The 763-nt window shown below is 60.6% G+C and carries 1 protein-coding gene; it reads right to left on the bottom strand.

Annotation, left to right across the window (positions count from 1 at the left end):
- A partial coding sequence (locus F1542_RS16955; protein ID WP_227672845.1) for an IS5-like element IS1031A family transposase occupies nt 1-763 on the bottom strand: 763 nt, incomplete at both ends.

Below are 763 nucleotides of genomic sequence, written 5' to 3'. Positions count from 1 at the left end.
GTCGTGTGAGCATGCGGATCGAGGCGATCAATGTCCATGCGGTTGAGGAAGCAATGGACTTTTCCCAATCTTTGGCGAGCCGCCTGCACCGTCCCAGCCAGGCGAATGTTCGTTCAACCACCCAGCGTCGCGGCAGGATCTGAAAGCCTTCCCCCGTATCGGACCGCCTGATGATTTCGACCGTCCATTTTCCCATGGAGGCGAGCGCGGATCGCAATTTCTCGCCAGCATAGCCGCCATCCGCGAAGATGTGGCGCAGCCAGGGAAAGCGCCTGCGTATTGCCGCGAGGACATCAATGGCCCCATCACGATCCTGGATATCGGCGGCATGAACGAGGAGAAAGATCAGGAAGCCGCAGGTATCAGTCACGATATGGCGCTTGCGGCCCTTGACCTTCTTGCCCGCGTCATAGCCCGAAAGCCCGCCGCTTTCCGTAGTTTTCACCGACTGACTGTCAATCACGCCCGCGCTCGGGGAGGCTTCACGCCCCTCGATCTCGCGCAGGCTCATGACCAGCACCGTATTCATGACCTCGAACAGCCCGGTATCACGCCAGGCGTAAAAATAGCGCCTGACGGTCGAGACCGGCGGAAAGCATTTCGGCAGCAGGCGCCACGCGCACCCGGCCGAGGCTATGTAGAGCATCGCGTTGACCACCTCGCGCATATCCGTCGTGCGAGGGCGACCGCCCCGTTTCGCAGGGGGCACAAATGGCACGATCAAAGCCCATTCCCCGTCCATCATATCCGATGGATATCGCAG

The sequence above is a fragment of the Komagataeibacter sp. FXV3 genome, from assembly GCF_015155755.1.
Classification (GTDB): domain Bacteria; phylum Pseudomonadota; class Alphaproteobacteria; order Acetobacterales; family Acetobacteraceae; genus Komagataeibacter.
Note: the sequence above shows the minus strand (reverse complement) of the source record. Positions and strands in the feature narration are given on the sequence as shown.